The sequence below is a fragment of the Micromonospora sp. WMMD1128 genome, assembly GCF_027497235.1.
GTDB lineage: Bacteria > Actinomycetota > Actinomycetes > Mycobacteriales > Micromonosporaceae > Micromonospora.
Map to the genome: position 1 here is coordinate 3,334,201 of NZ_CP114902.1, position 26,215 is coordinate 3,360,415.

Consider the following 26,215-nt stretch of genomic DNA (forward strand, 5'->3'; position numbering starts at 1 on the left):
ACGGCGGTGCGGGTTCGGGGCCAAGGCGGGACGCGACGGAAAGGAGGGGCCCCCGCTTAACGCCTCCGGTAGAGGAACGGGCCCCGCTTGGCGGGGCGGCTAGACGAGGTCCTCCGCCGCGATGGCCTCGGTCTGGCTCACCCGCTCCCGCACCCGGCGGGCCGCCTCCCCGTCGACCATCAGGCCGCGCAGGTCGGCCAGCGCCGGCTCGGGCACCTCCAGCGGCACGGTCGGGTCCACCACCGCCTCCAGCACGCTGGGCCGGTCGGCCGCGAGCACCTCGTCCCAGGCCGCGCCGACAAGATCCGGCCGGTCCACCCGGACGCCGTGCAGCCCGAGCAGCCGGGCCCATCCGGCGTACGGCACGTCGGGCCGCCGGTCGGCCGGGAGGCCGGGCGGGCGGCCGTCGCCCACGCCGGACTGGTCCCGGTTGTTCAGCACCAGCACGACCAGCCGGGGATCGGGCCACCCGGTCCAGTGGTGCGCCACGGTGATCAGCTCGGCGAGACCGTTGAGCTGCATCGCCCCGTCGCCGAGCAGCGCCAGCACCGGCTGACCCGGTTCCGCCAGCTTCGCGGCCACCGCGTACGGCAGGGCACAGCCCATCGAGCCGAGCGTGCCGCAGAGCCGGGCCTGCACGCCGGGCGGCAGCTCCAGGTGCCGGGCGTACCAGTAGACGACCGAACCGATGTCGACGGCGACCGCGGCGCGCGCCGGCAGCCGGGCGGACAGCTCACGGAGCACCAACTGCGGGTTGAGCGGCTCGGCGGGCGCGGCGACGCGGTCGGCGGCGACGGTACGCCACCGCTCCACCGTGCTCTCCACCACACGACGCCACTGGGCGTTCGGCCGTTCCGGCACCCGGGCCAGCAGCGCCCGCAGCGTCTCGGCGGCGTCGCCGACCAGCGGCACGTCCACCGGATAGCGGGCGCCGATGCGCCGGCCGTCGACGTCGATCTGGACGGTGCGCACCTGCCCCGGCATCGGGAACCAGTCGGTCCAGGGGTCGTTGGTGCCGACCAGCAGCAGCGTGTCGCAGCCACCCATGAGCTGCGCGGCGGCCGGCGTGCCGACCGCACCGAGCACACCGGTGTGGAACGGCAGCCGCTCGTCGAGCACCGGTTTGCCGAGCAACGACGTGGCGACGCCCGCGCCGAGCCGGTCGGCGAGCGCGACGATCTCCCCGGCCGCGCCGTGCGCGCCCTGGCCGACAAGCAGGGCCACCCGCTGTCCGGCGCCGAGCAGCGAGGCGGCGGCGTCCAGGTCGGCGGCGTGCGGCAGCACCCGGGCCAGCGGCTCGCCGGGCGTGGCGGTGACCACGCCCGCGGTCTGCGGCAGCAGGTCGGGTACGGGGGCCACCTGCAACGCCCGGGGCAGCACCACACAGGTCGGGCTGCGGGTCGCCGCCGCGGTGCGGAACGCCTGGTCCAGCAGCACCGGCACCTGATCCGGACGGCGACCGTAGCGGATGAACTGGTTGCACACGTCGCCGAAGAGCCGGCTCAGCCCGATCTCCTCGTGCGCCCCGCCGAGCGGGCCGTCGACGTCCTCGCCGATGATCGCCACCACCGGCTTGTTGTCCAGCTTGGCGTCGTAGAGACCGTTGAGCAGGTGCACCGCGCTGGGGCCCTGCGTGGCCAGGCACACCCCGATGCCGCCGGTGAACTTGGCGTGCCCGGTGGCCATGAAGGCGGCGGTCTCCTCGTGCCGGGCCGGCACGAACGCCGGGTCGCCGCCCGCGTCGACGAGCGCGGCCACAAGCGGGGCGAGCGCCGCGCCCGGGTAGCCGAAGGCCCGCGGCACCCGCCACGCCCGCAGCCGCTCGACCACCAGGTCGGCGACGGTACGGTCAGCCATCGTCCCGCCCCGGGGTGCCGGCGTCGACGTAGCGCAGCACCGCGCCCACCCCGTCGGTCAGCTCCGGCGCCTCCTCCGGCGCGAGCACGGTCAGGTCCGCGTCGGTGCCGATCAGCGCGCGCAGCAGCGCCGCGTCGGCGCGTACCCGCTGCGGGTCGGCCACCGACATGTCCGCCAGTTGCGTCCGGTCGGTGGCGATCTCGGTCGGCTCGGGTCCGACCCACAGCTCGCCGTCGGCGGACGCGTCGTCGACGAGCAGCATGGTGTCGACCTGGTTGCGTTGCAGCGCGGCGACCACCGCGTCGAGTCCGGCGCCGACGTCCTCCTGCACGCCGAACCGGTCCAGCGCGGCGGCGACCCGGCGGTCGGCGACCTCGGCGACGGTCTGCACGGTGAGGTCGTCCATCAGGGTGTCCTCCGCGCCGCCGGCGCGGGAGCCGGCGTCGGTGCGGACCAGCACGTCCTGCCAGCGCTCCGGCAACTGGGCGGCGATCATGCCGGTGGCCCGGATGTCGCCGGCCACCACGACCACGTCGGCGCCGACCCGCTCGGCCAGGTCGGCGGTGGCCGCGGCGGCGTCGCCGGCGTTCTGGTGCCACGCCTCCATGGCGGCGCGCTGGTAGCGCGACTGCGACCAGCCGCCCGGCTGCACCCGGCGCAGCTGGCGGGTCTGCCGGCCCTTCACCGTGGCCCGCCGGGGCACCCCGCCGGCGCTGACCGCCATCGCGTCCGCGCCGGTGCGGTCGGCCAGCACCCGCACCCAGGCCACCTGCTCGCCGCGCTGGGCGACGAGCGGCATGGTGTGCGGCAGCGCCGCCCAGGTGCCCAGGTCGCGCAGCGGTGGCGCGGAGAGGTACTCGGTCAGCACCACCCGGCCCCGGCTGGCGAAGACGGCGATGCCGTAGTCGCCGGGCATCGGCTCGTGCCGGCGGACCACCTCCTCCACCGCCTCCACGGTGACCTGGTCGGCGCCCTGGGCGAGCAGGTCACCCTTGAGGGCCCGCCAGCGCAGGTCGACCTGCGGCCGGGAGTCGTGGGTGTCCCGGGAGGCGTCCAGGTACACCGAGCACCAGGGCCCGGGACGGTCGTAGAGCGGGCGCAGGAAGGACAGCTGCATGCTCGACCCCTTTCCAGCTCGGCCGCACGCATACCCGCGCCCCGGCCGATGTCACCTTCCGCGCGCCGGTGCGTGACCGCCGTTCATTCACGTCGTTCAACCCGAAGGATCGATACCATCTGTGCACGGAACGGAACTCTGGGTGGTGAAGATGGACACGGAGCTGCACACCCGACGCGTGGCCCGTCCGACGGAACGCATCGTCACCGGGCGCATGGTCCGGTTCATGGAGGGCTACGCCCGGGAGGTACGGGTGGGCCAGCCCGTGCTGGTCGCGGTGCTGACCGCCGCGGGCGTGGTGGGGCTGCTGCTGCGGGTGGTCCGCGCGTTGCTCAGCAGCGGCGGCGGGGGCGCGAAGCGCAGCTTCAAGGAGTTGAAGAAGGGGCCCGAGTTCCTGGTGACCCCGGTGCGGGTACGCGACACCGCCGACCGGCTGGTCGAGGTGGAGCTGCACGGGCACCTGCCGCAGAGCGCCCTGCACCCGGGCGACCACGTCCAGCTCACACTGCGGGCGCAGCGCGACCCGGACCTACCGCCCCGGATCGAGCGGATCGTCAACCTGACCACCGGGCAGTTGCTCACCCCGCGTACCGCGACGCTCTGGTCGCACCTGGGCCCGGCGCTGCTGCTCCAGGCGACCCTGGGCGCCCTCTTGCTGTTCACCGTGGCCGCCTGCTCCGCGTTGACGTGAAAGGCGGGGGCCCCTTTTAACGCCTCCGGTATAGGCGGGGGCCCCTCTTAACCACCGACGCCGACGCGCGGAGGCTCGGCGGCGGTGGGAGCGGAAACGGCGGCGGAGAGCAGGCTGCGGCGGCGGGCCCAGCGCTCGAACACCACCGTCGCGAACGGCGGCACGGAACTGGCCAGCGCCAGCCCGGTCTGCACCAGCGACCAGCGACAGCGCCGCGCCACCACGAGGACCAGCAGCCCGTACGCCACGAAGAGCGCGCCGTGGATCGGGCCGAACACCTGCACGCCGATCTCGTTGCGCGGCGGACCGTACTTGACGGCCATGCCGGCCAGCAGCGCCGCCCAGGAGCATGCCTCGGCGACGGCCGCCACCACGAACGCCCGAATCCACCCGTCGCGCATCAACCACTCCCGGAGTCGCCGTCGGCGGCCATGGTAGCCGCCCGGCCTCCGACCGGGTGTTAAAAGGGGGCCCCGCCTATACCCCAGGCGTTAACAAGGGGCCCCTCCTTGCACCGCAGGCGTTGGCGAGGGCGGGATGGGGTACAGGTTGCGGGAAACCAACGGTGACAGGGTGGTGACCATGGGCGAGGACGTCGGTGTACGCACCTTCAGCCGGGAGGATCGGGCCCGCTACCGGGAGAAGGTCCGGCGGTGCCTGGACGTCTTCGCCGAGATGCTGCGGGAGTCCCGGTTCGACGTGGAGCGGCCGATGACCGGGCTGGAGATCGAGCTGAACCTGGTCGACGACAGCTTCGACCCGGCCATGCGCAACGCCGACGCGCTGGAGGCGATCGCCGACGAGGCGTTCCAGACCGAACTGGGGCGGTTCAACGTGGAGATCAACGTCGCGCCGCGCCGGCTGGCCGGCGCCGGCACGGCCGAGTTCGAGGAGCACGTCCGGGCCAGCCTCAACGCGGCCGAGGCCAAGGCGCGTACGGTGGGCGCGCACATGGTGATGATCGGCATCCTGCCGACGTTGCGCCCGGCGCACCTGACCGCCGACACGCTCTCCACGAACCCCCGGTACGCGCTGCTCAACGAGCAGATCCTGGCCGCCCGCGGTGAGGACCTGCCGATCTCGATCAGTGGGGTGGAGCGGCTGGCCACCACCGCTGACTCGATCACGCCGGAGGCGGCCTGCACCAGCACGCAGTTCCACCTCCAGGTCAGTCCGCCGCAGTTCGCCGACTACTGGAACGCGGCCCAGGCGATCGCCGGCATCCAGGTGGCGCTCGGCGCGAACGCGCCGCTGTTCTTCGGCCGGGAGTTGTGGCGGGAGACCCGCGTCCCGCTGTTCCAGCAGGCCACGGACACCCGGGCGGAGGAGATCAAAGCCCAGGGGGTACGCCCGCGGGTGTGGTTCGGGGAACGCTGGATCACGTCGGTGTTCGACCTGTTCGAGGAGAACGTCCGCTACTTCCCGGCGCTTCTGCCGGTGTGCGACCCGGAGGATCCGGCGGTGACGCTCGCGAGCGGCGGCGTACCGAAGCTCGCCGAGCTGCGCCTGCACAACGGCACCATCTACCGCTGGAACCGGCCGGTCTACGACGTGCTGCGTGGCCGACCGCACCTGCGGGTGGAGAATCGGGTGCTGCCGGCGGGCCCGACGGTGGTGGACACGGTGGCGAACGGCGCGTTCTACTTCGGCCTGGTCCGGGCGCTCGCCGAGTCGGACCGTCCGCTGTGGTCGCAGATGTCGTTCAGCGCCGCCGAGGAGAACTTCAACGTGTGCGCCCGGCACGGCATCGACGCCCAGGTGTTCTGGCCCGGGTTGGGCTACCTGCCGGTGACCGAGTTGGTGCTGCGCCGGCTGCTGCCGATGGCCCATCACGGGCTGGACCGGTGGGGTCTGGACCCGGCCGAGCGGGACCGGCTGCTCGGCATCATCGAGCAGCGCTGCCTGACCGGCCGCAACGGCGCGACCTGGCAGGTGGAGACGCTGCACCGACTGGAGTCCGCCGACCACCTGGACCGGCCGGCCGCGCTGCGCGAGGTGGTCCGCCACTACGTCGACCTGATGCACAGCAACCGTCCGGTGCACGAGTGGCCGATCCCCTGAGCGGGCCGCCCCCGCCCGGGGACGGCCCGCATCCGCGCCGCGGGTTACGCGGTCGCGCAGATCGCGTACGACGTCAGGGTCCAGTTGCCGGCGAAGGCGTCCTCCTCGTAGGCGCCCGACGTGATCGAGGTGGGTGCCGTGACGCTGCTCCCGTTGGGCCGGAAGTCGTCGACCACCGCCTCGCCCGTCGCGCCGTTGAGCTCGTAGCCGGCCCCGGTGAGGACTTTGCCGGCCGCGCAGGTCGCGACCGTGCTGTGGAAGTCGTTGGAGTTGCTCGGGCCGGTCACCGTGGTCCGGACCAGCCCGGCGATCGGGTTGGCGCAGATCGCGTACGCGGTGACGCTCCAGTTACCGGCGAACGCGTCCGCCTCGTACGCCCCCACGGTCACCGCGGTGGGCGCGGTGGCCGCGCCGCCGTTGGGCCGCAGATCGTCCACGACCGCTTCGCCCGTCGCGCCGTTGAGCTCGTAGCCGGTGCCGACGAGGACTTTGCCGGCCGCGCAGGTCGCGACCGTGCTGTGGAAGTCGTTGGAGTTGCTCGGGCCGGTCACCGTGGTCCGGACCAGCCCGGCGATCGGGTTGGCGCAGATCGCATACGCGGTGACGCTCCAGTTACCGGCGAACGCGTCCGCCTCGTACGCCCCCACGGTCACCGCGGTGGGCGCGGTGGCCGCGCCGCCGTTGGGCCGCAGATCGTCCACGACCGCTTCGCCCGTCGCGCCGTTGAGCTCGTAGCCGGTGCCGACGAGGACCTTGCCCGCCGGGCAGGTCGCGGTGACCGTCCGGAAGTCGTTCGAGTTGTTCGCGCTGACCGCGGAGATCCGCACCAGGCCGGGGACGGCGGCGGAGGCCGGGGTGGCGGGGGCGACCACCACGACCGCGGCGGCGCCGCAGAGGGCGAGGGCCGTCATGGCGTGCCGCCAGGGTCTGTTGTGCTCGGACATGGTTGTGCTCCTGTTCAGGTAGCTGTCGAAATGACCTCCATACGGTAAGTAACATCGCGACCCGGCATTACCGGCGATCCGACCACGCTAAGTAATCGACAACGCCCTTCCATATCCGGAATAACCGGCATACCATCGCCTGTCCTGCGCGTACCCTCCGGGCCGGGTTAAGGTCAACCGCCGACAGCGCCGAACGCCACCGCGCCCAGGGCGGCGAGCGGGAGCGCCACCACCGCCGCCTGCAGTCGCACCCGGGCGGAGCGGCCGACCAGCACCACCACCAGCGCGGCGAGCCCGAGGTCGATGGCCACGTTCCACCACGCCCCGGGGTAGTAGCCGGTCCGGGCCCGGCCGGCGAAACGCAGCGCCTCCTCGACGAACACGGCCGCCGGCAGCGCGATCGCCACCACCCGCCGCCACCCGGCCGACCGCGCCCAGACGCCGGCGACGCCGAACACCACGCCCGCGAGCACGCCGGACGCCATCCAGACCAGCGAACTGGGCGCCCAGATGACGGCCAGGTCGTCGCCCTGGAGGAGCGTCGCCGCCAGGTAGTAGCTGGGCACGGCGACGACGAGCAGGACCACGCCCGCCACGGCCGCCCGCAGCGCGCCGGCCCGGGCCCACCAGCCGAGCGCGAACGCGGCGACCGCCCAGGTGGCGGTGGAGTTGCCGAGTTCGGCGAACGGATACGGCACCCGCGTGATCCAGACGAAGTCGAGGAAGCCGAGCAGGAAACCGGCGACGGGGGCGACGAGCGCCAGGACGTGACGGGCGGGTGGCATGTCCGCGAGCATACTCAGTATGCCCTTCCGCGCGGCGGCGGGCCCTGGCAACACGGTCAGGCCGGCGCGCAGCGCTCCCGCAGGGTGGGCAGGCCGGGCCCGCTGAGGTCGTCGCAGTACGCGACCCGCCCGGCCACCGTGAAGTCCCGGGCCTGTCGAAGTCGAACCGGGCGCCCAGCACGCTCGCCAGCCAGCGGACCCGGCCGAGGCTCGCCGCCGCGGTCAGGTGCGCGACCACCTCCTCCACCGTCCACCGGCCGCACAGCGAGCGCCGCGCCCACTGGGGCCGCGTCGAGTCCGGCCAGGTCGTCGGCGAGGGCGGCCCGCTCGGCGTGCGCGAGCCCCCACAGTTCGTCGGACATGCACCCTCCAAATATTCGAGCCGTCCCCCAAAGACCACCCCCACCCCACAAACACCCTCAATGCCGTGATCATGAAGTTGACGGCAGTGTTGATCTCCGCCGATGCCGCCAACTTCATGATCACGGCCCGGGGGGGGGTGGGTGGGTGGGCGGCACCGGGCGTGAGTCGTTCACGACATCAAGTTTGTAGGCAGGGCGTCAACGACCTCGCCGGCCCGCGGCGAGCAGCCCGACACCTGGTCACGCACGTTGACGCAGGGCCTGAACCTCAATGGTCCGACCGGCGCAGCCGGATCGGCGGACAGGAAGCCGCGCCGCAGCCGCGAGGCTCAGAGCGACACGATCGCCGCGCTCTCGGCGGGCAGTTGGAGGCCGTCGCGCATCACGGTGACGCCCTCGGAGGTGGCGAGCAGCACCCGACGCACCACCCCGGGCAGGTTGACCCGCTGCGGCCGGTCGGCCAGGTTGGCCACCACGAGCGTGTCGCCGCGCCGCATCACCAGGAACTGGTCGCCGTGACGCACCTCCACCCGGTGCAGCCGGGGGTCGGACAGGTCGGGTCGGGACTTGCGCAGCGCGATCAGCCGCCGGTGGAACTCGTACATCTCGCGGTGCTCGGGTTTGTCCAGCTCGGCCCAGTCGAGCCGGGACCGCGTGAACGTCTGCGGGTCCTGCGGGTCGGGCACGTCGTCGGTGGCCCACCCGTGCGCGGCGAACTCCCGTCGGCGGCCGGTGGCGACCGCCACCGCCAGCTCCGGCTCGGGATGGCTGGTGAAGAACTGCCACGGCGTGGTCGCGGCCCACTCCTCCCCCATGAACAGCATCGGGGTGAACGGCGCGGTCATCAGCAGCGTGGCGCCGACCCGCAGCATCCCGGCCGAAAGCGTGGCGGAGATCCGGTCGCCGGTGGCCCGGTTGCCGATCTGGTCGTGGTTCTGGAGGTACGCGACGAACCGGTGGCCGGGCGTGCGCTGGCGGTCCACCGCGCGGCCGTGGCTGCGGTTGCGGAAGCTGGACCAGGTGCCGGCGTGGAAGAACGCGCCGGTCAGCACGTCGGTGAGGCACTCCAGCGAGCCGAAGTCGGCGTAGTAGCCCTGCCGCTCGCCGGTGAGCAGCGTGTGCAGGGCGTGGTGGGCGTCGTCGTTCCACTGGGCGTGCAGGCCGTAGCCGCCGGCCTCGCGCGGGGTGATCAGCGTCGGATCGTTCAGGTCGGACTCGGCGATCAGCGACAGCGGCCGGCCCAGGGCCGTGGACAGCGCCTCGACCTCGGCGGCCACCTCCGCCAGCCAGTGGGTGGCACGGCCGTCCGGCATGGCGTGCACGGCGTCCAGCCGCAGCCCGTCGACATGGTAGTCGCGCAGCCACATCCGCACGCTGTCGACGATGTAACGGCGTACGCCGTCGGAGTGCGGGCCGTCCAGGTTGACCGTGCGGCCCCAGGTGTTGCTCTGCTCGGCGAGGTAGGGCGCGAATCGCGGCGCGTAGGCCCCGGAGGGCCCGAAATGGTTGTAGACGACGTCGAGGATCACCCCCAGGCCCTTGGCGTGGGCGGCGTCGACGAACCGCTTCAGGCCGTCCGGCCCGCCGTAGGGCTCGTGCGGCGCATACCAGCAGACCCCGTCGTAGCCCCAGTTGTGCTCGCCGTTGAACGCGTTGACCGGCAGCAGCTCGACCAGGTCGACACCGAGGTCGACCAGGTGGTCGAGCCGGGCGATCGCGGCGTCGAACGTGCCCTCCGGGGTGAACGTGCCGACGTGCAACTCGTAGAGGACGCTGCCGGGCAGTTGCCGGCCGGTCCAGGCGCGGTCGGTCCAGGCGAACGCCGACTGGTCGTACACCCGGCTTGGTCCGTGCACGCCGGCCGGCTGCCAAGCCGACCGGGGGTCGGGCAACGCCTGCTCGTCGTCGTCGAGCAGGAAGGCGTAGTCGGTGCCCGGCCCGGCGTCGGGCGCCTCGACCCGCCACCAGCCGTCCCGCCCCGGACGCAGCTCGTGGTCGGCGACGCCGGGCAGGCGCAGCCGTACCCGGGCGGCCTCGGGCGCCCACACCGTGAACTCGGTCATGCGGCGGCCTCCACAAAGTCGATGGGCGCGAGGAGGGCGACGGGATAGGTGCTCAGCAGATCATCCAGGAGCAGCTCAGCACCACTGTAGACCCGTCCGGTGAACAAGTCGGCACACTCGTGAACGGGCAGTGACAGGGTGGTGTCCCGCCAGCCGCCGGCGCGGGCCAGCCGCAGCGGCAGCCGGGTCGCCACCGCTACCGCGCCGCCCCGGTCGAACGCCACCGCGTGCGCGGCGGCCGGGCCGCGCGCCGGCACCGGCCGGTAGCCGCCGAACAGGTCCGGGCGGTCGCGGCGCAGCCGCAGCGTCCGGGACACCACGAGCAGCTTGGCCGCGCCGTCGGCGGCCACCGCCGGCTGCCAGCCGGCGTCGAGCCGGGCCAGCACGTCCCGGCGTACGGCGAAGTCCACCGGGCGGCGGTTGTCCGGGTCGACGAGCGAGTTCTCCCACAGCTCGGTGCCCTGGTAGGTGTCGGGCACCCCGGGCATGGCGAGCTGGACCAGCTTCTGCCCGAGCGCGTTGGACCAGCCGGCCGGGGTGATCTCGGCGGCGAAGGCGGTGATCTGGGCGTGCAGCTCCGGGTCGTCGTACATCCGGTCGACCAGGGCGTGCATCTGGTGCTCGAAGGCCGGGTCCGGGTCGGCCCAGCTCGTGCTGACCGACGCCTCCCGGGCGGCCTTCTCGGCGTACCCGTGCAGCCGGTCCCGCTCGATCGGCCAGGCCCCGACGGCGGTCTGCCAGAGCAGGTGGGCCAGCGCGGGGTCGGCCAGCGGCGCCCGGGACATCCAGTCGGCGACCCGCTCGGCCCAGCGGCCCGGCATCTCGCTCAGCACGGCCAGCCGGGCGCGGACGTCCTCGCCACGCTTGGTGTCGTGGGTGGAGAGCGTGGTCATGCTCGCCGGCCAGCGCACCTGGCGGGCGGTGGCGAAGCGGTGCAGCTCGGCCGGCGGCACGCCGAAGTGGGCGGGGCTGCCGCCCACCTCGTTGAGCGCCACGAACCGGCTCCACCGGTAGTAGGCGGTGTCCTCCACGCCCTTGGCCATCACCGCGCCGGTCAGCTGCGGGAACCGGGCGGCCAGTTCGTGGCCGGGCTCGCGGAGCCGGGCGGTGACCTGGTCCAGCACGCCGGTCAGGTCCGGGCGGCGGCGGCCGGACTCGCTGCGGGCGGCGGCGAGGTGCCGGGCGCCCTCGGGCGGGTAGCCGCGGTAGACCGGGTAGCAGGCCGCCAGTTCGGCCAGGGCGGCGCGGACCTGCTCCCCGGGCAGCTCGGGCACGAGCGCGGCGAGGCGGGTCAGCTCGGCGGCGAGCAGCCGGGTGGCGGCTTCCAGCTTGGTGGCGTGGGTCAGGTCCGCCCAGGAGGTGTGCCGTCCGGTGAGCCGACCGTCGAGCGCGGTGAAGTCCGGTTCGGCGTCCGGGTCGACGAAGAGCCCGCTGACGGCGGCCAGCGCGTCATAGCCGGTGGTGCCGTCGACCGGCCAGTCGGGCAGTTCCTCGCCGTACTCCAGGATCTTCTCCACCACCAGCCAGCGGTCCGGCGCGGCGGCGCGCAGCCAGGCCAGGTAGCCGGCCGGGTCGCGCAGCCCGTCCGGGTGGTCGACCCGGATGCCGTCGACGTCCCCGGCGTCGACCCAGCGCAGGACCTCCGCGTGGGTGGCGTCGAAGACGGCCCGGTCCTCCACCCGCAGCCCGGCTAGGTCGGAGACGGCGAAGAACCGCCGGTACGTCAGCTCGGTGTCGCCGCGCCGCCAGTTCACCAGCTCGTAACGCTGCCGGTCGTGCACCTGCCGGGGCGTGCCGTCGCCGGTGCCGTCGGCGACCGGGAACCGGTGCTCGTGGTAGCGCAGCTCCCCGTCGACGAGCTTGAGGTCGTCGAGCGCGTCGGGGGCGTCGGCGAGCACCGGCAGCAGCAGCCGGCCCCGGTCCCAGTCGATGTCGAACCAGTCCGCGTACGCCGAGTCGCGCCCCCGCCGCAGCACGTCCCACCAGGCCGGGTTGGCCGCCGGCCGGGCCACCCCGGCGTGGTTGGGCACGATGTCCACGACCAGCCCGAGCCCGGCCGCGCGCAGCGCCCGGACCAGCCGCCGCCGGCCGGCCTCGCCGCCCAGCTCCGGGTTGACCGCGCGGTGGTCGACCACGTCGTAGCCGTGCGGCGAGCCGGGCGTGGCGGTGAGCAGGGGCGCGGTGTAGAGGTGGGTGACGCCGAGCCCGGCCAGGTAGTCGGCCAGGTCGGCGGTGGCGGCCAGGTCGAAACCGGGGCGCACCTGCACGCGGTAGGTCGAGCGGGGGGCGTCGGGCATGGTCAGGGCGTCCTCTCCAGGACCAGCAGCGAGCGGTCCGGTACGCAGACCGTGCCGGCGGCCTCCACCACTGTCGTCTTCTCCGGATCCGGTTCCGCGGTGCTGATCACCAGCTCCCACCCGGGGCCGAACTCCTCCCCGGGCAGCGTGAAGTCCAGCGGCGCGTCGTGCGCGTTGAACAGCAGCAGGAAGGAGCTGTCCCGGTGGCGCTGGCCGTACTGGCCGCGTTCCGGGATGCCGTCGCCGTTGACGAACAGGGCCACCGAGCGGCCGAAGTCGTTGCCCCAGTCCTCGCCCGTCATCTCCCGGCCGTCCGGGGTGTACCAGGCCAGGTCGGGCAGGCCGGAGCCGGCGGCCCGACCGCCGACCGGCAGGCCGGTGAAGAACCGGCGGCGGCGGAACACCTGGTGCCGGTTGCGGAAGTCGGTGAGCCGCCGCACGAACGCGAGCAGCTCGTCGTCGGCCCGCTCCCAGTCCACCCACGCCAACTCGCTGTCCTGGCAGTAGGCGTTGTTGTTGCCGCGCTGGGTGCGGCCCAGCTCGTCGCCGTGCCCGAGCATCGGCACGCCCTGCGACAGGATCAGCGTGGCCAGGAAGTTGCGCCGCTGCCGCTCCCGCAACGCCCGCACGCCCGGGTCGTCGGTGTCGCCCTCGACGCCGCAGTTCCAGGACCGGTTGTGGCTCTCCCCGTCCCGGTTGTCCTCGCCGTTCGCGTCGTTGTGCTTGTCGTTGTAGGAGACCAGGTCGGTGAGCGTGAACCCGTCGTGGCAGGTGACGAAGTTGATGCTGTGGAACGGACGGCGCCCGTCGTCCTGGTAGAGGTCGGCGGAGCCGGAGATGCGGGACGCGAACTCGGCGAGCGTGGCCGGCTCGCCGCGCCAGAAGTCGCGTACGGTGTCGCGGTATTTTCCGTTCCACTCGGTCCACTGCGGCGGGAAGTTGCCCACCTGGTAGCCGCCGGGGCCGATGTCCCACGGTTCGGCGATCAGCTTCACCCGGCCGACCACCGGGTCCTGCTGCACCACCTCGAAGAACGTGGAGAGGCGGTCCACCTCGTAGAACTCGCGGGCCAACGTGGCGGCCAGGTCGAACCGGAAACCGTCGACGTGCATCTCGGTGACCCAGTAGCGCAGCGAGTCCATGATCAGTTGGAGCGAGTGCGGGCTGCGCACGTTGAGACTGTTGCCGGTGCCGGTGTAGTCGACGAAGTACCGCCGATCCTCCTCCGACAGCCGGTAGTAGCTCGGCGTGTCGATGCCCTTGAAGCTCAGCGACGGCCCGAGGTGGTTGCCCTCGGCGGTGTGGTTGTAGACCACGTCGAGGATGACCTCGATGCCGGCCGCGTGCAGCGCCTTGACCATGCCGCGGAACTCCTGCACCTGCTGCCCGAGCCGGCCCAGCGCCGAGTAGCCGTGGTGCGGGGCGAAGAAACCGATCGTGTTGTAGCCCCAGTAGTTGCGCAGGCCCAGGTCGACCAGGCGGTGGTCGTGCACGAACTCGTGCACCGGCATCAGCTCGACCGCGGTCACCCCGAGCCGCTGGAAGTGCTCGATCATCACCGGCGAGGCGATCGCCGCGTACGTGCCGCGCAGTTCCTCCGGGATGTCCGGTTGCCGCATGGTCAACCCGCGCACGTGCGCCTCGTAGATCACCGAGTGGTGGTAGGGCGTGCGCGGCGGCTTGTCGTTGCCCCAGTCGAAGTACGGGTTCACCACCACCGACTTCGGCATGTGCGGCGCCGAGTCGGCGGTGTTCATCAGGTCCGGGTCGCCGCCCACCTCGTAGTCGTAGACCGCCGGGTCCCAGGCGACCTCGCCGTCGACCGCCTTCGCGTACGGGTCGAGCAACAGCTTGTGCGGGTTGCACCGCAGCCCGTTGGCGGGATCCCACGGCCCGTGCACCCGATAGCCGTAGCGCTGACCCGGCTCGACGCCCGGAATGTAGGCGTGCCAGACGTACGCGTCGACCTCACGCAGCTCGACCCGCCGCTCGGTGCCGATGTCCCACTCGTCGAACAGGCACAGCTCGACCCGCTCCGCCACCTCGGAGAAGATCGCGAAATTGGTGCCCATCCCGTCGTAGGTGGCGCCGAGGGGGTAACTGTCGCCCGGCCAGACCTGCATGTCGCTCCTTCGGGCCATGATCATGAGCGCACCGGACGGGCGGCCGGCACACACGCCGATGATGCCCCGCCGCACCCGCCACCAATCCACCCGTTCGGACGGTAGACCCGAACGCCCCGGGTGTCGTCCGTCACGATCGTCCATTTCAAGATGCGGGTTCGGCCCGGATGCACTTTCCTGGACCGCGGACGCGCGCCCGCGCGGGTCCACCCCGGCCGTTCGGCCACCCTCACCGCTGTCCCCGCCGTCACCGACGCCGGCGTGTCCCCCCATGCATGGACGGAGATCGACGTGACCTCTCTGCGGGTCGGCGCGCAGACCGCCACCGCGACGGACCGGCTCCACCGGCCCACCCTCACCTCCCGCCCGACCGCGCCGCCGCAGCCCGGCGGCACGCCCCGGACCCGGCGCATCCTGATGCTGTCGTGGGAGTACCCGCCGGTGCTCGTCGGTGGCCTCGGCCGCCACGTGCACGCGCTCTCCGTCGCCCTGGCCGCCGCCGGGCACGAGGTCACCGTCGTCACCCGGCACGCCGAGGGCGCGCCCCTGGAGGAGTACGCCGACGGCGTGCGGATCGTCCGCGCCGCCGAGGACCCGGTGCGCTTCCCCCTCGCCACCGACTCGCTGCTGGCCTGGACCATGGCGTTCAACCACACGCTCACCCGGGCCGCCCTGCGCGCCGCCCAGTCCGGCGCGTACGACGTGATCCACGCCCACGACTGGCTCGTCGCGCACACCGCGATGACGCTGCGCGAACACCTGGACGTACCGCTGGTGACCACCGTCCACGCCACCGAGGCCGGGCGGCACCAGGGCTGGCTGCCGGCGGAGATGAACCGCACCATCCACGGCGTCGAGCACTGGCTGACCGGCGAGTCCGGCCGGGTGATCGTCTGCTCCGGCTACATGCGCGACGAGGTCGGCGCGCTGTTCGGCGTGGAACCGTCCCGGGTCGACGTGGTCCCCAACGGCGTCGAGGCGCACCGCTGGCGGGCGCCCGCCTCGGCCGTCGCCGCCGCCCGGGCCCGCTTCGCCGCCGACGGCCCGCTCGTCACCTTCGCCGGCCGGCTCGTCTACGAGAAGGGCGTGCAACACCTGCTGGCCGGGCTGCCCCGGCTGCGGGACCGGCACCCCGGGCTGCGCGCGGTGATCGTCGGCGACGGCCCGTACCGCGCCGAACTGGAGGCCGAGGTGCGCCGGCTCGGACTCGGCGACACGGTGCGCATGCCCGGGTTCCTCGGCGGCACCGACCTGCCCGCGGTGATGGCCGCCTCGGACTGCTTCGTGGTACCCAGCGTCTACGAGCCCTTCGGCATGGTCGCGCTGGAGGGCGCCGCCGCGGGCGCGCCGCTCGCGGTGTCGCGCACCGGCGGGCTGGCCGAGATCGTCGAGCCGGGCGTCACCGGGATGACGTTCGCCCCGCAGGACCCGGAGGCGCTCGCCGGGGCGGTCCACGCGGTGCTTGCCGACACCGACCGGGCCCGCGCGCTGGCCCGCCGCGCCCGCGCCATGGTGCACGAGAGGTACGGCTGGTCGGCGATCGCGTCCCGCACGGCCGCCGCGTACGCCGCCGCCATCGCCGGCGATCCGGCGTTCACCGCCGCCCGTGCCGAACAGCGCATGGCCGCCGGCCACACCCGCCCCGCTCTCCCCGCCGGCAACCTGCTCACCGCCGCCGGTTTGCGGTAAGGCGGGGGCCCCGCTTAACGCTTCCGGTAGAGGCGGGGGCCCCGCTTAACACCCCAGCGCTCCGGAGCACGGGAAAGGCCGCCGACCCCTGCACGGGGTCGGCGGCCTCACTCGTCGGCGGTGGTTAAAAAGGGGCCCCGCCTCTACCGCAGGCGTTAAGCGGGGGCCCCGCCTTACACCTCAGCGGTTGGTGGCGGGGAGGTACTGCCGCTCGGGGGCGCCGGTGTAGAGCTGCCGCGGACGGCCGATCTTGGTCTCCGGGTCGTTGATCATCTCGCGCCACTGCGCGATCCAGCCGGGGAGCCGGCCCAGCGCGAACAGCACCGTGAACATCTTCGTCGGGAAGCCCATGGCCTTGTAGATCAGGCCGGTGTAGAAGTCCACGTTCGGGTAGAGCCGCCGGGAGACGAAGAAGTCGTCGTCGAGCGCGATCTCCTCCAACTGCATCGCGAGGTCCAGCAGCGGGTCCGGCTTGGCCATCCGGTCGAGCACGTCCTGGGCGGCCTTCTTCACGATCGCGGCGCGCGGGTCGTAGTTCTTGTAGACCCGGTGCCCGAAGCCCATCAGCTTCACGCCGTCCTGCTTGTCCTTCACCTTTTGTACGAAGGAGCGGACGTCGCCGCCGTCGGCCTGGATCTTCTGGAGCATCTCCAGCACGGCCTGGTTGGCGCCGCCGTGCAGCGGGCCGAACAGCGCGTTCACGCCGGCCGAGACCGAGGCGAACAGGTTGGCGTTGCTGGAGCCGACCAGCCGCACGGTCGAGGTGGAGCAGTTCTGCTCGTGGTCGGCGTGCAGGATGAACAGCATGTCCAGCGCCCGGGCGACCACCGGGTCGACCTCGTACTCCTCGGCCGGCACGCCGAACGTCATCCGCAGGAAGTTCTCGACGTAGCCGAGCGAGTTGTCCGGGTAGAGCAGCGGCTGGCCGATCGCCTTCTTGTAGGCGTACGAGGCGATGGTGGGCACCTTCGCCATCAGCCGCACGGTGGACATCTCCACGTGCTCGGAGTCGAACGGGTCCAGGCTGTCCTGGTAGAAGGTCGAGATGGCGCTCACGGCCGAGGAGAGCACGGCCATCGGGTGCGCCTCACGGGGGAAACCGTCGAAGAAGCGGCGCATCTCCTCGTGCAGCAGCGAGTGCCGCCGGATCCGCTCACTGAACTCGGTGAGCTGCGCCTGGGTCGGCAGCTCACCGTAGATCAGCAGGTAGGAGACCTCCAGGAAGGAGGACTTCTCGGCCAGTTGGTCGATCGGGTAGCCGCGGTACCGCAGGATCCCGGCGTCGCCGTCGATGTAGGTGATCGCGGACGAGCAGGACGCGGTGTTGACGAACCCGGGATCGTACGTGGTCATCCCGGTTTCCTTGAGCAGTTTGCTCACCCCGATGCCGGCGGGGCCTTCGACCGCGGACTGCACCGGCATCGACAGCTGCCCACCGGGGTGGTCGAGCTTGACTTCCGTCATCTGTTCCTCGCTTCGCCGGCAAGATCTTCGTTGAATTGCCTTCGCTTCTACCGTAATCACGGTGCGGGGGACAACGCCCGGCGTGGTTTCGCGGTGAGGTATGCGTCACCTCATTCCCGACTTGCCGGGGCGGAAACCGGCAGCGGCCGGGGGCGGAAACCGGCAGCGGCCGGGGGCGGATACCGGCGGGGACGCGGTCAGGACAGCGTGAGGCGGCGCAGCGCGCCCCCGGCGTCGACCCGGTAGAGGTCGAGGCGGTTGGCGCCGGCGACGAAGAGCCGGTCGTCGGGGAGGAACGCGGCGAACCGCCGCCCGCCGGCGTCCGGTGGCACCACCGGCACCACCGCGCCGACCGTCCCGTTGACCGCGACCGCGAGCCGGGTGCCGTCCGGCACCGAGTCGGGCAGGGTCCCCCAGACCAGCGCGGGCAGCCCGCGCGCCGGGTCGACCGCGTCGAACGCGGCGCGGTTCGCCACGGTGGCCGTCCCGCCGGCCGGCGCGTTCCCGACCCGCCTGCCGACGAGCGGGTCGGCGGGGGGCGGCGGCACCGGCGCGGGCACCCCGCCGGTGATCGTCACCGGCTGCCCGGGCCGGTCGTAGAAGCGCTTGTCGGCCCGCTGGCGCGGGGCGGCCTCGGCGGAGACGCCGTCCATCCGCCAGGGCACCCGGATGTGGGTCTCGTCGGCGATGGTGGGCAGCAGGTCGACGTGTTCCCAGTTGCGGTCGTCCACCCGGCCGGCGTGCTGGCCGGGCTCCTTGACGAACATCGGCACCCAGGCCACCTGGTTGGCGGCGTGGTCGATGGCGCCCATCCCGCGTCCCTGCCAGTCCTGGCGGAAGCTGACGCCGTGGTCGGCGGTGACCAGCACCAGCGCCTGGTCGTAGAGACCGGTGGCGCGCAGCGTACGCAGTGTCTCGCCGATCAGCCGGTCGGTGTAGCCGAGTTGGGCCAGGTGCCGGGCGCGGGCCAGGTCCACCCAGCCGGCGCCGTCGTTGGGCAGGTCCTCCGGCGCGTCGTAGTGCGCCCCCGACGGCAGGTACGCCCACGGCGAGTGCGGCATCAGCAGGTGCAGGAAGTGCAGCGTGGGGCGGTCGGCGGGGCGTAGCCCGGCGAGGAACGAGGTGAACCGGGCGGGCTGGTTGTCGTCGAGGGTGTCCCACCGGAACTTCGGGTCGTCGGGCACCGGCTCGGCGGCGTCCAGTCCGGCCTCGGCGGCGGTCTGTTCCCGGTAGGAGTCCTCCGGGTCGACCTGGCTGTCCACCGGCGCGGCGAGTTGGCGCAGCAGTTTGCCACTCTCCCGGGCCAGCACCCCGAATCCCTGTGGCGGGCTGGCCGGTTGCTCGCAGCGGCTGGGCGGGCAGAGCCGGGTGATGCTCTCCTCGGCCTTGATCTGGTAGAGGCCGCCGAGCGCGGTGAACAGGTTGTCCGGGTACTGCGAGTAGTGCGGCGCCACCGCCCGGTCGGGGTACCCGCCGCTGAGCATCGCCGGCAGCGCGTAGGGCGTCCAGCCGCTGACCCCGGTGGCGTTGCGGTACCAGGTCGATCCGTCGGCGAGCGCGGCGAAGTTCGGGTAGCGGGTGGCGTCGATCCGCCCGTCCGGGCCGAGCAGCGACACCAGCGGCAGCTCGTCCAGCACGATCATCACCACCGGCGGGTGGGCTCCCGCCCCGGCCACGCCGGCCGTGCCGCCGTCGCCCCTCGGCAGCACCACCGCGGAGGCCGGCGACGCGAACAGGAACAGCCCGACGAAGACCACCGGGCCGATGGCGGCCACCCGTAGCACCCGGCGCAGCGCCCGCCATCGCCGGTGCGCGACCGCCGCGGCGACGCCGGCCACGCCGGCCACGACCAGCAGCGGTACGCCCCGCAGCGGCGTGAGGTGCCGGCCGACCTGGACCGCGAGCGCGGCGAGCAGCAGCCCGACGAGCGCGGTGTGCACCGCGGCGCGGATGGCCCGGCCGCCGAGCAGGGACAGCGCGCCGAGCGCCGCGACCGGCAGCGTGGGCGCCACCGCGATCAGGGCGACCAGGAGCAGCACGTCGCCCCGGGAGGCCCGGTGGAACAGGAAGAAGTCGGGGCTGCGCCCGAGCACGTCCAGCAGCGGCTGGGTGACCACCAGGCCGATCAGCGCCACCATTTCCGCCAGCCGTGCCGCCTCGGCCCGCCAGGCGACCCGCCGTCGGGGCGTCCCGGTGCCGGCGGGGCGCTCCCGCGGCGGCGCGAGGGTGCCCTCAGCCACCCACCACCACCTGGTGGAGGGTGCGGGTGCCGGACGGCAGTTCGGCGCGCGCGACCACCCGTCCGTGCCGGGCCAGCAGCGCCTCGAACACTTCCGGCCGGTAGTCCGGGAAGAGTCCGTCCGGCTTGTTGGCCAGCAGCCGGCGGGCCATCGGGTCGTCGGGGTGGACGAACTCGACGACCAGGCTGCCGCCGGTCTCGGTGAGCGCGGCGAGTTGGTCCACCACCTCGGGCAGCGGCACGTTCCGGCCGATCGCCAGGTGGTGCGTCACGGCGAGGGCGAGCACCACGTCGGCGCGGGCCCGGTCGGCGAACGCGGCCCGCTCGACGCCGCGCCAGCCGCCGCCCGGAGTGGGATCCGCCAGGTCCATCACCAGCGGCAGGATCCGCTGCTCCCCCTCGTCGCGCAGGGCGCGGTAGAGGGCGTCGACCACCGCCGGGTCCTGCTCGACGGCGACCACGTGCGCGGCGTGCCGGGCGGCGATCCGGGCGTACCGGCCGTCGTTGGCGCCCAGGTCCAGGGCCGAGCCGGGCGCGGTGGCGGCCATCGCCCGGTCGACGAACGCCTCCTTGACCTGCCGGTCCGGCACGGAGTACGCGCAGGTGCGCTGGTAGTCCGACCAGTGAGTGTCGCCGGGCCGGTGGTCGAGCCGGCGGATCAGTCGGGTCAGCCCGCGTACCGTGGCCAGGGCCAGCTCGCGGGAGAACCCGGCGGCGCGCAGCTGGGCACGGACGTCGCTGGTGCTGGCGCGCGCGTTGCGGGCCTGCATGGCGCCGTGCAGGTGCACGTGGGTGGGCACGCCGGCGCGCCAGCGGCGGGTCCCGGCGAACAGCCGGCGCATCTGGTCCGGTTCGACGCCGTCGACGCGGGCCCGCAGGAACGGCTGGAAGTCCAGCCCGAGGTGGGCCTGGATGAGCAGCGGGTAGAGCAGGGTCTGGCAGAACTGCCGGTAGCCGGCCCAGGGTTCGCCGTCGCGGTGCGCCTCGAACGAGCCGACGTCGATGAAGACCGGCCGGGCGCCGCGCCACTGCACGTTGTAGGCCGAGCCGTCCTTGGTGGTGAAGCCGGCGTTCAGGGCGGCGCGCAGCACGTCCAGGTGCAGCAGCGCCGCGTCCCGCAGCATCGCGTACGACCATTCGTAGGGGTGCGAGACGAACGGGATCCGGTCGTGGCGCAGCACCGCGGCCCAGGGCGCGTCGACCGGGGTCGGCGTCAGCTCCTCGGTGCCGACGACGTGGCCGGCGGCGGTGAGGTCGCGGAAGAAGTCGGTGGCGGACAGCGCCTGCCAGTCGCGGGCGGATCGTTCGTCGAGCCCGCGCAGCACCTCCGCGCCCCGGTGGTAGACCCGGTTGCCGGGGTCGCGGAAGGAGCCGGGGTCGGCGCGGACGCGGGTGTCGGGGACCGTCACGCCGTCAGCCCCGGTCGGTGGGCTGGCGACGGAACCGGGTCACCAGGCGCCGCCAGTAGAGCTTGGCGGTCACCGCCACGCCGGCCACCCCGCCGACCACCGCCTGCACGATGAGACTGCCGGATCCCGCGTCCAGGTAGGCCAGGTGCGTCACGGCTGCTTTCCTTCCTTCGCCGGTTCATCGCTGTCCGCCCGGTATGCGAGCTTATTTCCGCAAAAAGACGGACTCATCCCCTACGGTACGCGGTCGACCGGATACGCGCGGGCACACCGGACACTCCTCGCCCGTCCGATCCGTTCAAGACGGCCGGCCCCGCGTGCACCTACCGTGGCGGACATGACAGCGCACTTCGACCTCGTCGGGACGGTCGTCACCGACATGGCCCGCACCCTCGACTTCTACCGCCGGATGGGGCTGCCGGTCCCGGCCGGCGCCGAGACGGAACCGCACGTGGAGATCACCCTGCCCAACGGCGTACGGCTGGCCTGGGACACCGTCGAGACGATCCGGAGTTTCCATCCCGGCTTCACGCCGCCCACCGGCAGCCCCCGGATGAGCCTCGCGTTCCGCTGCGCCGACCCGGCCGAGGTGGACCGCAGGTACGCCGAGCTGACCGCCGCCGGCCACCACGGGGAACTGCCGCCGTGGGACGCCTTCTGGGGCCAGCGGTACGCGGTCCTGCACGACCCGGACGGCAACGGCGTCGACCTGTTCGCGCCGCTGGCCACCGACTGAGCCGGGGCCGCACCGGTCAGTCGACGGGCGGGGCGAGCAGGTGGGTCGGCGGCACCCCGGCCAACTCCCGCACGTCGCGGGTGAGGTGGGCCTGGTCGGCGTACCCGGCCCGCACGGCGACCTCGGCGAGCGGCACGCCGGCCCGGGCCAGGCCCAGCGCACGGCCCATCCGCATGATCCGGGCGAGCGTCTTCGGGCCGTACCCGAAGAGGGCCCGGCTGCGCCGGTGCAGGGCACGCGGGCCGAGGCCGACCTCGGCGGCGGTCGCGGCGACCGTCGCCCCGGCGGCCAGCCGGGCGGCCACCCGGACGCCGAGCGGGTCCGGCCCGCCGGCGGCCCGCAGCCGCCCGCGCGCCACCTCCTCCAGGATCGCGGCGCCCGCCGCCGACCAGCCGGCCACCGTCAGCGCGGCAGCCGGACCGGTCGGGTCGGCCGCCGCCGCCTCGATCCGTTCGGCCAGGTCGGCGGCGGCGCGACCCCACAGGTCGGCGAGCGGGACGCGGCGGTCCCGCAACTCCTCGGCGGGCAGCCCGAACACGGCCGGCCCGACAGCCGGGGGCAGGCGCAACCCGATCCACCGCTCCCCCGGCGCCGAGCGGCCCACCTGCGCGGTGCGGTCCGGTCCCGCCACGAGCAGCCCCACCCGGCTGGACCAGAGCAGGTCCAGGCAGCCGTCCGGCAGAACCCGCACCGGCCCGCCGCCGGACGCGACGCTCGCCCATCGCACGGCCCGCCGGACACCCACCGCCTCCCGTTCCCGGTACACCACGCCCACCCTGCCACCTCACGTCGATCACGAGGTTGGCGGGCACGCGCCGGGCCGGTCAGCGGCGGTGGTGCATGGCCAGGCGGAGCAGGAGGAAGCGCAGCGCGGTGGCGGCCAGGTTGGCCGTCACCAGCACGGCCAGCTCGGCGGCCCGGGACGCGCTCGTGGTCGCGTGCAGGACGGCCAGGGCCCCGCTGGTCAGGGCCAGGCCGAGCGCGAACGCGAGCATCCCCTGGAGGTGGTGCCGCCCGGCGTGCCGGCGACCGGTGACGCCGAAGGTGAGCCGCCGGTTGGCCGCCGTGTTCGCCACCGCGGTCAGCAGCAGCGCCAGCAGGTTCGCCGGTTGCGCCCCGAGCGGGCCGCGGGCCACCACGAACAGCAGGAGGTACGCCAGCGTGCTGGCCACCCCGACGGCGGCGAAGCGGGCGAGCTGACCGGGCAGCCCGACCGGCACCTGCGCCGCCGGCGCCGGAAGCGGCGCGCGGCCGAGCTGGGAGCGCAACCGGGCCAGCGGCAACGCGCCGGTGAGCAGCGCCCGGCCCAGCCGTCCGATGCCGCGCAGGTCGGCGAGGGCGGTGGCGACGATGTCGACCCGGCTGTCCGGGTCGTCCACCCAGTCCACCGGCACCTCGTGGATCCGCAGCCCGGCCCGCTGCGCCAGGACCAGCAACTCGGTGTCGAAGAACCAGCCGGTGTCCTGGACGAGCGGCAGCAGCTCGGCCGCCACGTCGGCGCGGATCGCCTTGAAGCCGCACTGCGCGTCGGAGAAACGCGCCGCGAGCGCGCCACGCAGCAGCAGGTTGTAGCCCCGCGAGATCACCTCCCGCTTGGCGCCCCGGACCACCCGGCTGGCCCGCGCCAGCCGGGTGCCGATGGCCAGGTCGGAGTGGCCGGACAGGAGCGGGGCGACGAGCGGCAGCAGCGCGGCCAGGTCGGTGGAGAGGTCCACGTCCAGGTACGCGAGCACCGGCGCGGGCGACGCGGACCAGGCCGCCCGCAGCGCCCGTCCGCGCCCCTTCTCGGCCAGGTGCAGCACTCCCACCTCGGGCAGCTCGGCGGCGAGCGCCTCGGCCACCGCCCAGGTGCCGTCGGAGCTGGCGTTGTCAGCCACCGTGATCCGGAACGGGTACGGGAAGTGCGCGGTCAGGTGCGCGTGCAGCCGCCGCACGCAGGGGCCGAGGTCGACCTCCTCGTTGTAGACCGGGACCACCACGTCCAACACGGCGGTGGCGGCGGTGGGCCGGGCGTGCACCGCGGCCCGGGACTCAGGCGTACGTGTCATGGCTCAGCCCTCGCTGCTCAGGTCGTAGACGGTGGTCCCGTCGACGGTGGTCGCGGTGAAGGTCTCGGCCACCCAGGCGGCGATCTCGGCCGAGGCGCTGCTGCCGCCGTTGGCCCGGAACCCGCCGCCCCCGACGAAGTAGTGGATCTTCCCGGCGGCGACGTACCGCTGGAACTGTTCGAGGGTCGGCGACGGGTCGCTGCCGTTGAAGCCGCCGATCGGCATCACCGGTTCGCCGGTGGCGAGCTGGTAGCCGGACGCGTTGTTCGAACCGACCGTGGCCGCGACCCAGGTGTAGTCCGTCGCGTCGGCCTTGAGCAGCGCCGTCATCTCCGCGCTCGGCTCACGGGCGTCGAGCAGTCCGCCCATGCCGCCGCCGGGCGTGCCGCGACCCCCGTCCTGGCCCGTGCCGCCGCCGTCCCGGCCACCGGAGGCGCCCGGAGCCTGGCCGCCGCCCGGAAAGCCCGGAAACCCGCCGTCCTGTCGGGTGCCGCGGTTCTGGCCGGTGCCGTCCTGGCCGCCGGGAAAGCCGGGGAACGCGCCGTTGCCGCCGCCGGGGAATCCGGGGAGCTCCCCGCCGCCGGGGCTCCGCCCACCGGGGAAGCCACCCCGGCCGGCGGGACCGAAGCCGCCCGCCACGACGGGACCCGCGCTGGGAATCGAACCGGTGTGCGGGGTCGACGCGGTCTGCCAGGCGTACGCCGCCGGCCCCGCCATCCCCACCGCCACCCCCACCGCCGCGATCCCGGCCACCCCCCACCGCGTCCACCGCGTCCACCGCCGCGCGCCCCGACCCGGGGTGATCAAGGAGTTCGCGTCGCCGCGCGACTCGCTTCCCGACGCGAACTCCTTGATCACTGGAAGGGGCCGGGGGGTGCGGAGGTCGAGCAGGGGCAGGAGGGCGGCCGTCGTCAGGCCGGTGGCCAGGATCGTGGGGCGCAGCCACGGGTGCCAGTCGGGGGTACGGCCGAGCAGGCGCCACGACCACCAGACGGTGATCGCGAGCGTGCCGGCCAGGATCAGCGTGGCGACGTGTCCACGCCACCGGCCGGACGCGGTCCGGGCCCGCCAGAGCATGGTGACCCCGATGCCGACGAGCGCGCCGACGGCCGGCGCGAGGGCGACCGTGTAGTAGGCGTGGAAGATGCCGGACATGAAGCTGAAGATCAACCCGGTGACCAGCAGCCAGCCGCCCCAGAGCAGCAGGCCGGCCCGCCGCCGGTCGGTACGCGCCGCCCGCCCGGCCAGCCACAGGCCCGCCGCCAGCAGGATCAGCGCGGCCGGCAGCAGCCACGAGATCTGCCCACCGACCTCGGTGTCGAACATCCGCAGCGGGCCGGCCTGCCCGGAGAACGGTCCCCCGCCTCCGCCGCCCGGCCGGCCGCCCCCGCCGACGCTGCCCACCTCGTCGCCGGTGATCCGGCCCAGGCCGTTGTAGCCGAGCGTCAGCTCCAGGATGCTGTTGTGCTGCGAGCCGCCGATGTACGGGCGGGCGCTCGCCGGCACCAGCTCCACGAGCGCCACCCACCAGCCGGCGGAGACCAGCACGGCCAGACCGGCCAGCAGGAGCTGGCGGATCCGCCGTCCGGGGCCGGTCGGCGCGGCCAGCAGGTAGACCCCGGCGAGGACCGGGAGCACCAGGAACGCCTGGAGCATCTTGGTGAGGAAGCCGAAGCCGACGAGCACGCCGGCCAACGCGAGCCACCGGGTGCTCGCCGTCTCGACCGCCCGCACCGTCGCGTACGCGGCGGCCACCAGCAGGAACACCAGCAGCGCGTCGGGGTTGTTGAACCGGAACATCAGCGTCGCCACCGGGGTGAGCGCGAGGACCGCACCGGCGAGCAGCCCGGCGGCCGGGCCGTACCAGCGGCGCACCGAGGCGTACAGCACGCCGACCGAGGCGACGCCGAGCAACGCCTGCGGCACCAGGATCGACCAACTGCTCAGCCCGAAGACGCGCACCGAGAGGGCCATCAGCCAGAGCGAGGCGGGCGTCTTGTCCACGGTGATCGAGTTGGCCGCGTCCGAGGAGCCGTAGAGGAACGCCGTCCAGCTCTCCGAGCCGGCCTGCACCGCGGCGGAGTAGAACGCGTTGCCCCATCCCGAGGCGCCCAGGCCCCACAGGTAGAGGAGCCCGGTCGTCACCAGCAGGGCGAGCAGGGCCGGGCGGGCCCAGCGCGGGTCACGACCGGCCGGCGGGTCCGCCGGGGTCGGCGTCGGCCGGGGTACGGGGTGGGCGGCCGGATCGGTCGCGGGCGGACCGGTCTCGGGGGCGGTCGCGCCCGGGCCACCGGTCAGCAGGCTCTCGGTTCTGTCCATGCCGGCAAGCT

General features: G+C 73.7%; 20 protein-coding genes. 4 read left to right on the forward strand and 16 right to left on the reverse strand.

The window, feature by feature from the left end; all coding sequences use genetic code 11:
* Positions 1-99 precede the first annotated feature (99 nt).
* Complete coding sequence (locus O7602_RS15300; RefSeq protein ID WP_281589899.1) at positions 100-1,857, reverse strand: thiamine pyrophosphate-binding protein; 1,758 nt, start codon at positions 1,855-1,857, stop codon at positions 100-102.
* On the reverse strand, positions 1,850-2,974 hold the full coding sequence (locus O7602_RS15305) for a Vms1/Ankzf1 family peptidyl-tRNA hydrolase (RefSeq protein WP_281589901.1): 1,125 nt from the start codon (positions 2,972-2,974) through the stop codon (positions 1,850-1,852). Before O7602_RS15305 ends, O7602_RS15300 begins: the two co-directional genes overlap by 8 nt.
* A gap of 142 nt (positions 2,975-3,116) precedes the next feature.
* Here O7602_RS15305 and O7602_RS15310 point away from each other — a divergent pair, with 142 nt between their 5' ends.
* Positions 3,117-3,665, forward strand: coding sequence for a hypothetical protein (locus O7602_RS15310; RefSeq protein WP_281590325.1), 549 nt, complete (start codon positions 3,117-3,119; stop codon positions 3,663-3,665).
* 47 nt (positions 3,666-3,712) lie between these two features.
* On the opposite strand, the gene O7602_RS15315 is transcribed toward O7602_RS15310, so the two are convergent.
* Positions 3,713-4,066 (reverse strand): DUF3817 domain-containing protein, encoded by a 354-nt coding sequence (locus O7602_RS15315; RefSeq protein ID WP_281589903.1) that lies wholly within the window; start codon positions 4,064-4,066, stop codon positions 3,713-3,715.
* A 181-nt stretch (positions 4,067-4,247) separates the two neighbouring features.
* Here O7602_RS15315 and O7602_RS15320 point away from each other — a divergent pair, with 181 nt between their 5' ends.
* Positions 4,248-5,726 carry a glutamate--cysteine ligase gene (locus O7602_RS15320; protein WP_281589905.1) on the forward strand — a complete coding sequence of 493 codons (1,479 nt, stop codon included), beginning with the start codon at positions 4,248-4,250 and terminating at the stop codon, positions 5,724-5,726.
* 44 nt (positions 5,727-5,770) lie between these two features.
* Here O7602_RS15320 and O7602_RS15325 read toward each other — a convergent pair whose 3' ends face one another.
* From O7602_RS15325 to glgX, 6 genes are all read right to left on the reverse strand, one after another.
* A complete protein-coding gene (locus tag O7602_RS15325; protein ID WP_281589907.1) occupies positions 5,771-6,670 on the reverse strand; it encodes a hypothetical protein in 900 nt (299 codons plus the stop codon).
* A 173-nt stretch (positions 6,671-6,843) separates the two neighbouring features.
* Positions 6,844-7,455, reverse strand: a complete 612-nt coding sequence (locus O7602_RS15330; protein WP_281589909.1) for a DUF6518 family protein — start codon at positions 7,453-7,455, stop codon at positions 6,844-6,846.
* 56 nt (positions 7,456-7,511) lie between these two features.
* Complete coding sequence (locus O7602_RS15335; protein ID WP_281589910.1) at positions 7,512-7,817, reverse strand: hypothetical protein; 306 nt, start codon at positions 7,815-7,817, stop codon at positions 7,512-7,514.
* Between the two features lie 329 nt (positions 7,818-8,146).
* The gene (treZ, locus tag O7602_RS15340) at positions 8,147-9,880 is read right to left on the reverse strand and encodes a malto-oligosyltrehalose trehalohydrolase (RefSeq protein ID WP_281589912.1); all 1,734 of its coding nucleotides are present in this window, start codon (positions 9,878-9,880) and stop codon (positions 8,147-8,149) included.
* Positions 9,877-12,177, reverse strand: coding sequence for a malto-oligosyltrehalose synthase (treY, locus tag O7602_RS15345; protein ID WP_281589914.1), 2,301 nt, complete (start codon positions 12,175-12,177; stop codon positions 9,877-9,879). Before treY ends, treZ begins: the two co-directional genes overlap by 4 nt.
* A gap of 2 nt (positions 12,178-12,179) precedes the next feature.
* Positions 12,180-14,300 (reverse strand): glycogen debranching protein GlgX, encoded by a 2,121-nt coding sequence (gene glgX / locus O7602_RS15350; protein WP_281589916.1) that lies wholly within the window; start codon positions 14,298-14,300, stop codon positions 12,180-12,182.
* A 291-nt stretch (positions 14,301-14,591) separates the two neighbouring features.
* On the opposite strand from glgX, the gene O7602_RS15355 reads away from it, so the two are divergent.
* Entirely contained in the window at positions 14,592-15,989 is a 1,398-nt protein-coding gene (locus O7602_RS15355; RefSeq protein WP_281589918.1) for a glycosyltransferase family 4 protein, read from the forward strand.
* A 180-nt stretch (positions 15,990-16,169) separates the two neighbouring features.
* Here O7602_RS15355 and O7602_RS15360 read toward each other — a convergent pair whose 3' ends face one another.
* From O7602_RS15360 to O7602_RS15375, 4 genes are all read right to left on the reverse strand, one after another.
* Positions 16,170-17,453 carry a citrate synthase gene (locus O7602_RS15360; protein WP_281589920.1) on the reverse strand — a complete coding sequence of 428 codons (1,284 nt, stop codon included), beginning with the start codon at positions 17,451-17,453 and terminating at the stop codon, positions 16,170-16,172.
* 197 nt (positions 17,454-17,650) lie between these two features.
* Positions 17,651-19,693, reverse strand: a complete 2,043-nt coding sequence (locus O7602_RS15365) for a sulfatase-like hydrolase/transferase (RefSeq protein WP_281589922.1) — start codon at positions 19,691-19,693, stop codon at positions 17,651-17,653.
* Entirely contained in the window at positions 19,686-21,101 is a 1,416-nt protein-coding gene (locus O7602_RS15370; RefSeq protein ID WP_281589924.1) for a methyltransferase domain-containing protein, read from the reverse strand. Before O7602_RS15370 ends, O7602_RS15365 begins: the two co-directional genes overlap by 8 nt.
* A gap of 4 nt (positions 21,102-21,105) precedes the next feature.
* Positions 21,106-21,255, reverse strand: a complete 150-nt coding sequence (locus O7602_RS15375; protein ID WP_281589926.1) for a hypothetical protein — start codon at positions 21,253-21,255, stop codon at positions 21,106-21,108.
* Positions 21,256-21,438: 183 nt separating this feature from the next.
* On the opposite strand from O7602_RS15375, the gene O7602_RS15380 reads away from it, so the two are divergent.
* The gene (locus O7602_RS15380) at positions 21,439-21,837 is read left to right on the forward strand and encodes a VOC family protein (protein ID WP_281589927.1); all 399 of its coding nucleotides are present in this window, start codon (positions 21,439-21,441) and stop codon (positions 21,835-21,837) included.
* A gap of 16 nt (positions 21,838-21,853) precedes the next feature.
* Here the strand turns inward: O7602_RS15380 and O7602_RS15385 are convergent, their stop codons facing one another.
* From O7602_RS15385 to O7602_RS15395, 3 genes are read right to left on the reverse strand one after another with little or no spacing between them, the layout of a single operon-like run.
* On the reverse strand, positions 21,854-22,603 hold the full coding sequence (locus O7602_RS15385; protein ID WP_281590327.1) for a helix-turn-helix domain-containing protein: 750 nt from the start codon (positions 22,601-22,603) through the stop codon (positions 21,854-21,856).
* Between the two features lie 58 nt (positions 22,604-22,661).
* Positions 22,662-23,885, reverse strand: coding sequence for a glycosyltransferase (locus O7602_RS15390; RefSeq protein WP_281589928.1), 1,224 nt, complete (start codon positions 23,883-23,885; stop codon positions 22,662-22,664).
* Between the two features lie 3 nt (positions 23,886-23,888).
* A complete protein-coding gene (locus O7602_RS15395; RefSeq protein ID WP_281589930.1) occupies positions 23,889-26,204 on the reverse strand; it encodes a glycosyltransferase family 39 protein in 2,316 nt (771 codons plus the stop codon).
* Between the last annotated feature and the right edge of the window lie 11 nt (positions 26,205-26,215).

Coding starts and splice junctions, on each gene's coding strand:
- O7602_RS15330 (WP_281589909.1), bottom strand. CDS start 7,455: ATGCCACCCGCCCGTCACGTCCTGGCGCTCGTCGCCCCCGTCGCCGGT.
- O7602_RS15395 (WP_281589930.1), bottom strand. CDS start 26,204: ATGGACAGAACCGAGAGCCTGCTGACCGGTGGCCCGGGCGCGACCGCC.
- O7602_RS15300 (WP_281589899.1), bottom strand. CDS start 1,857: ATGGCTGACCGTACCGTCGCCGACCTGGTGGTCGAGCGGCTGCGGGCG.
- O7602_RS15360 (WP_281589920.1), bottom strand. CDS start 17,453: ATGACGGAAGTCAAGCTCGACCACCCCGGTGGGCAGCTGTCGATGCCG.
- treY (WP_281589914.1), bottom strand. CDS start 12,177: ATGCCCGACGCCCCCCGCTCGACCTACCGCGTGCAGGTGCGCCCCGGT.
- O7602_RS15325 (WP_281589907.1), bottom strand. CDS start 6,670: ATGTCCGAGCACAACAGACCCTGGCGGCACGCCATGACGGCCCTCGCC.
- O7602_RS15390 (WP_281589928.1), bottom strand. CDS start 23,885: ATGACACGTACGCCTGAGTCCCGGGCCGCGGTGCACGCCCGGCCCACC.
- treZ (WP_281589912.1), bottom strand. CDS start 9,880: ATGACCGAGTTCACGGTGTGGGCGCCCGAGGCCGCCCGGGTACGGCTG.
- O7602_RS15335 (WP_281589910.1), bottom strand. CDS start 7,817: ATGTCCGACGAACTGTGGGGGCTCGCGCACGCCGAGCGGGCCGCCCTC.
- glgX (WP_281589916.1), bottom strand. CDS start 14,300: ATGCAGGTCTGGCCGGGCGACAGTTACCCCCTCGGCGCCACCTACGAC.
- O7602_RS15320 (WP_281589905.1), top strand. CDS start 4,248: ATGGGCGAGGACGTCGGTGTACGCACCTTCAGCCGGGAGGATCGGGCC.
- O7602_RS15315 (WP_281589903.1), bottom strand. CDS start 4,066: ATGCGCGACGGGTGGATTCGGGCGTTCGTGGTGGCGGCCGTCGCCGAG.
- O7602_RS15380 (WP_281589927.1), top strand. CDS start 21,439: ATGACAGCGCACTTCGACCTCGTCGGGACGGTCGTCACCGACATGGCC.
- O7602_RS15305 (WP_281589901.1), bottom strand. CDS start 2,974: ATGCAGCTGTCCTTCCTGCGCCCGCTCTACGACCGTCCCGGGCCCTGG.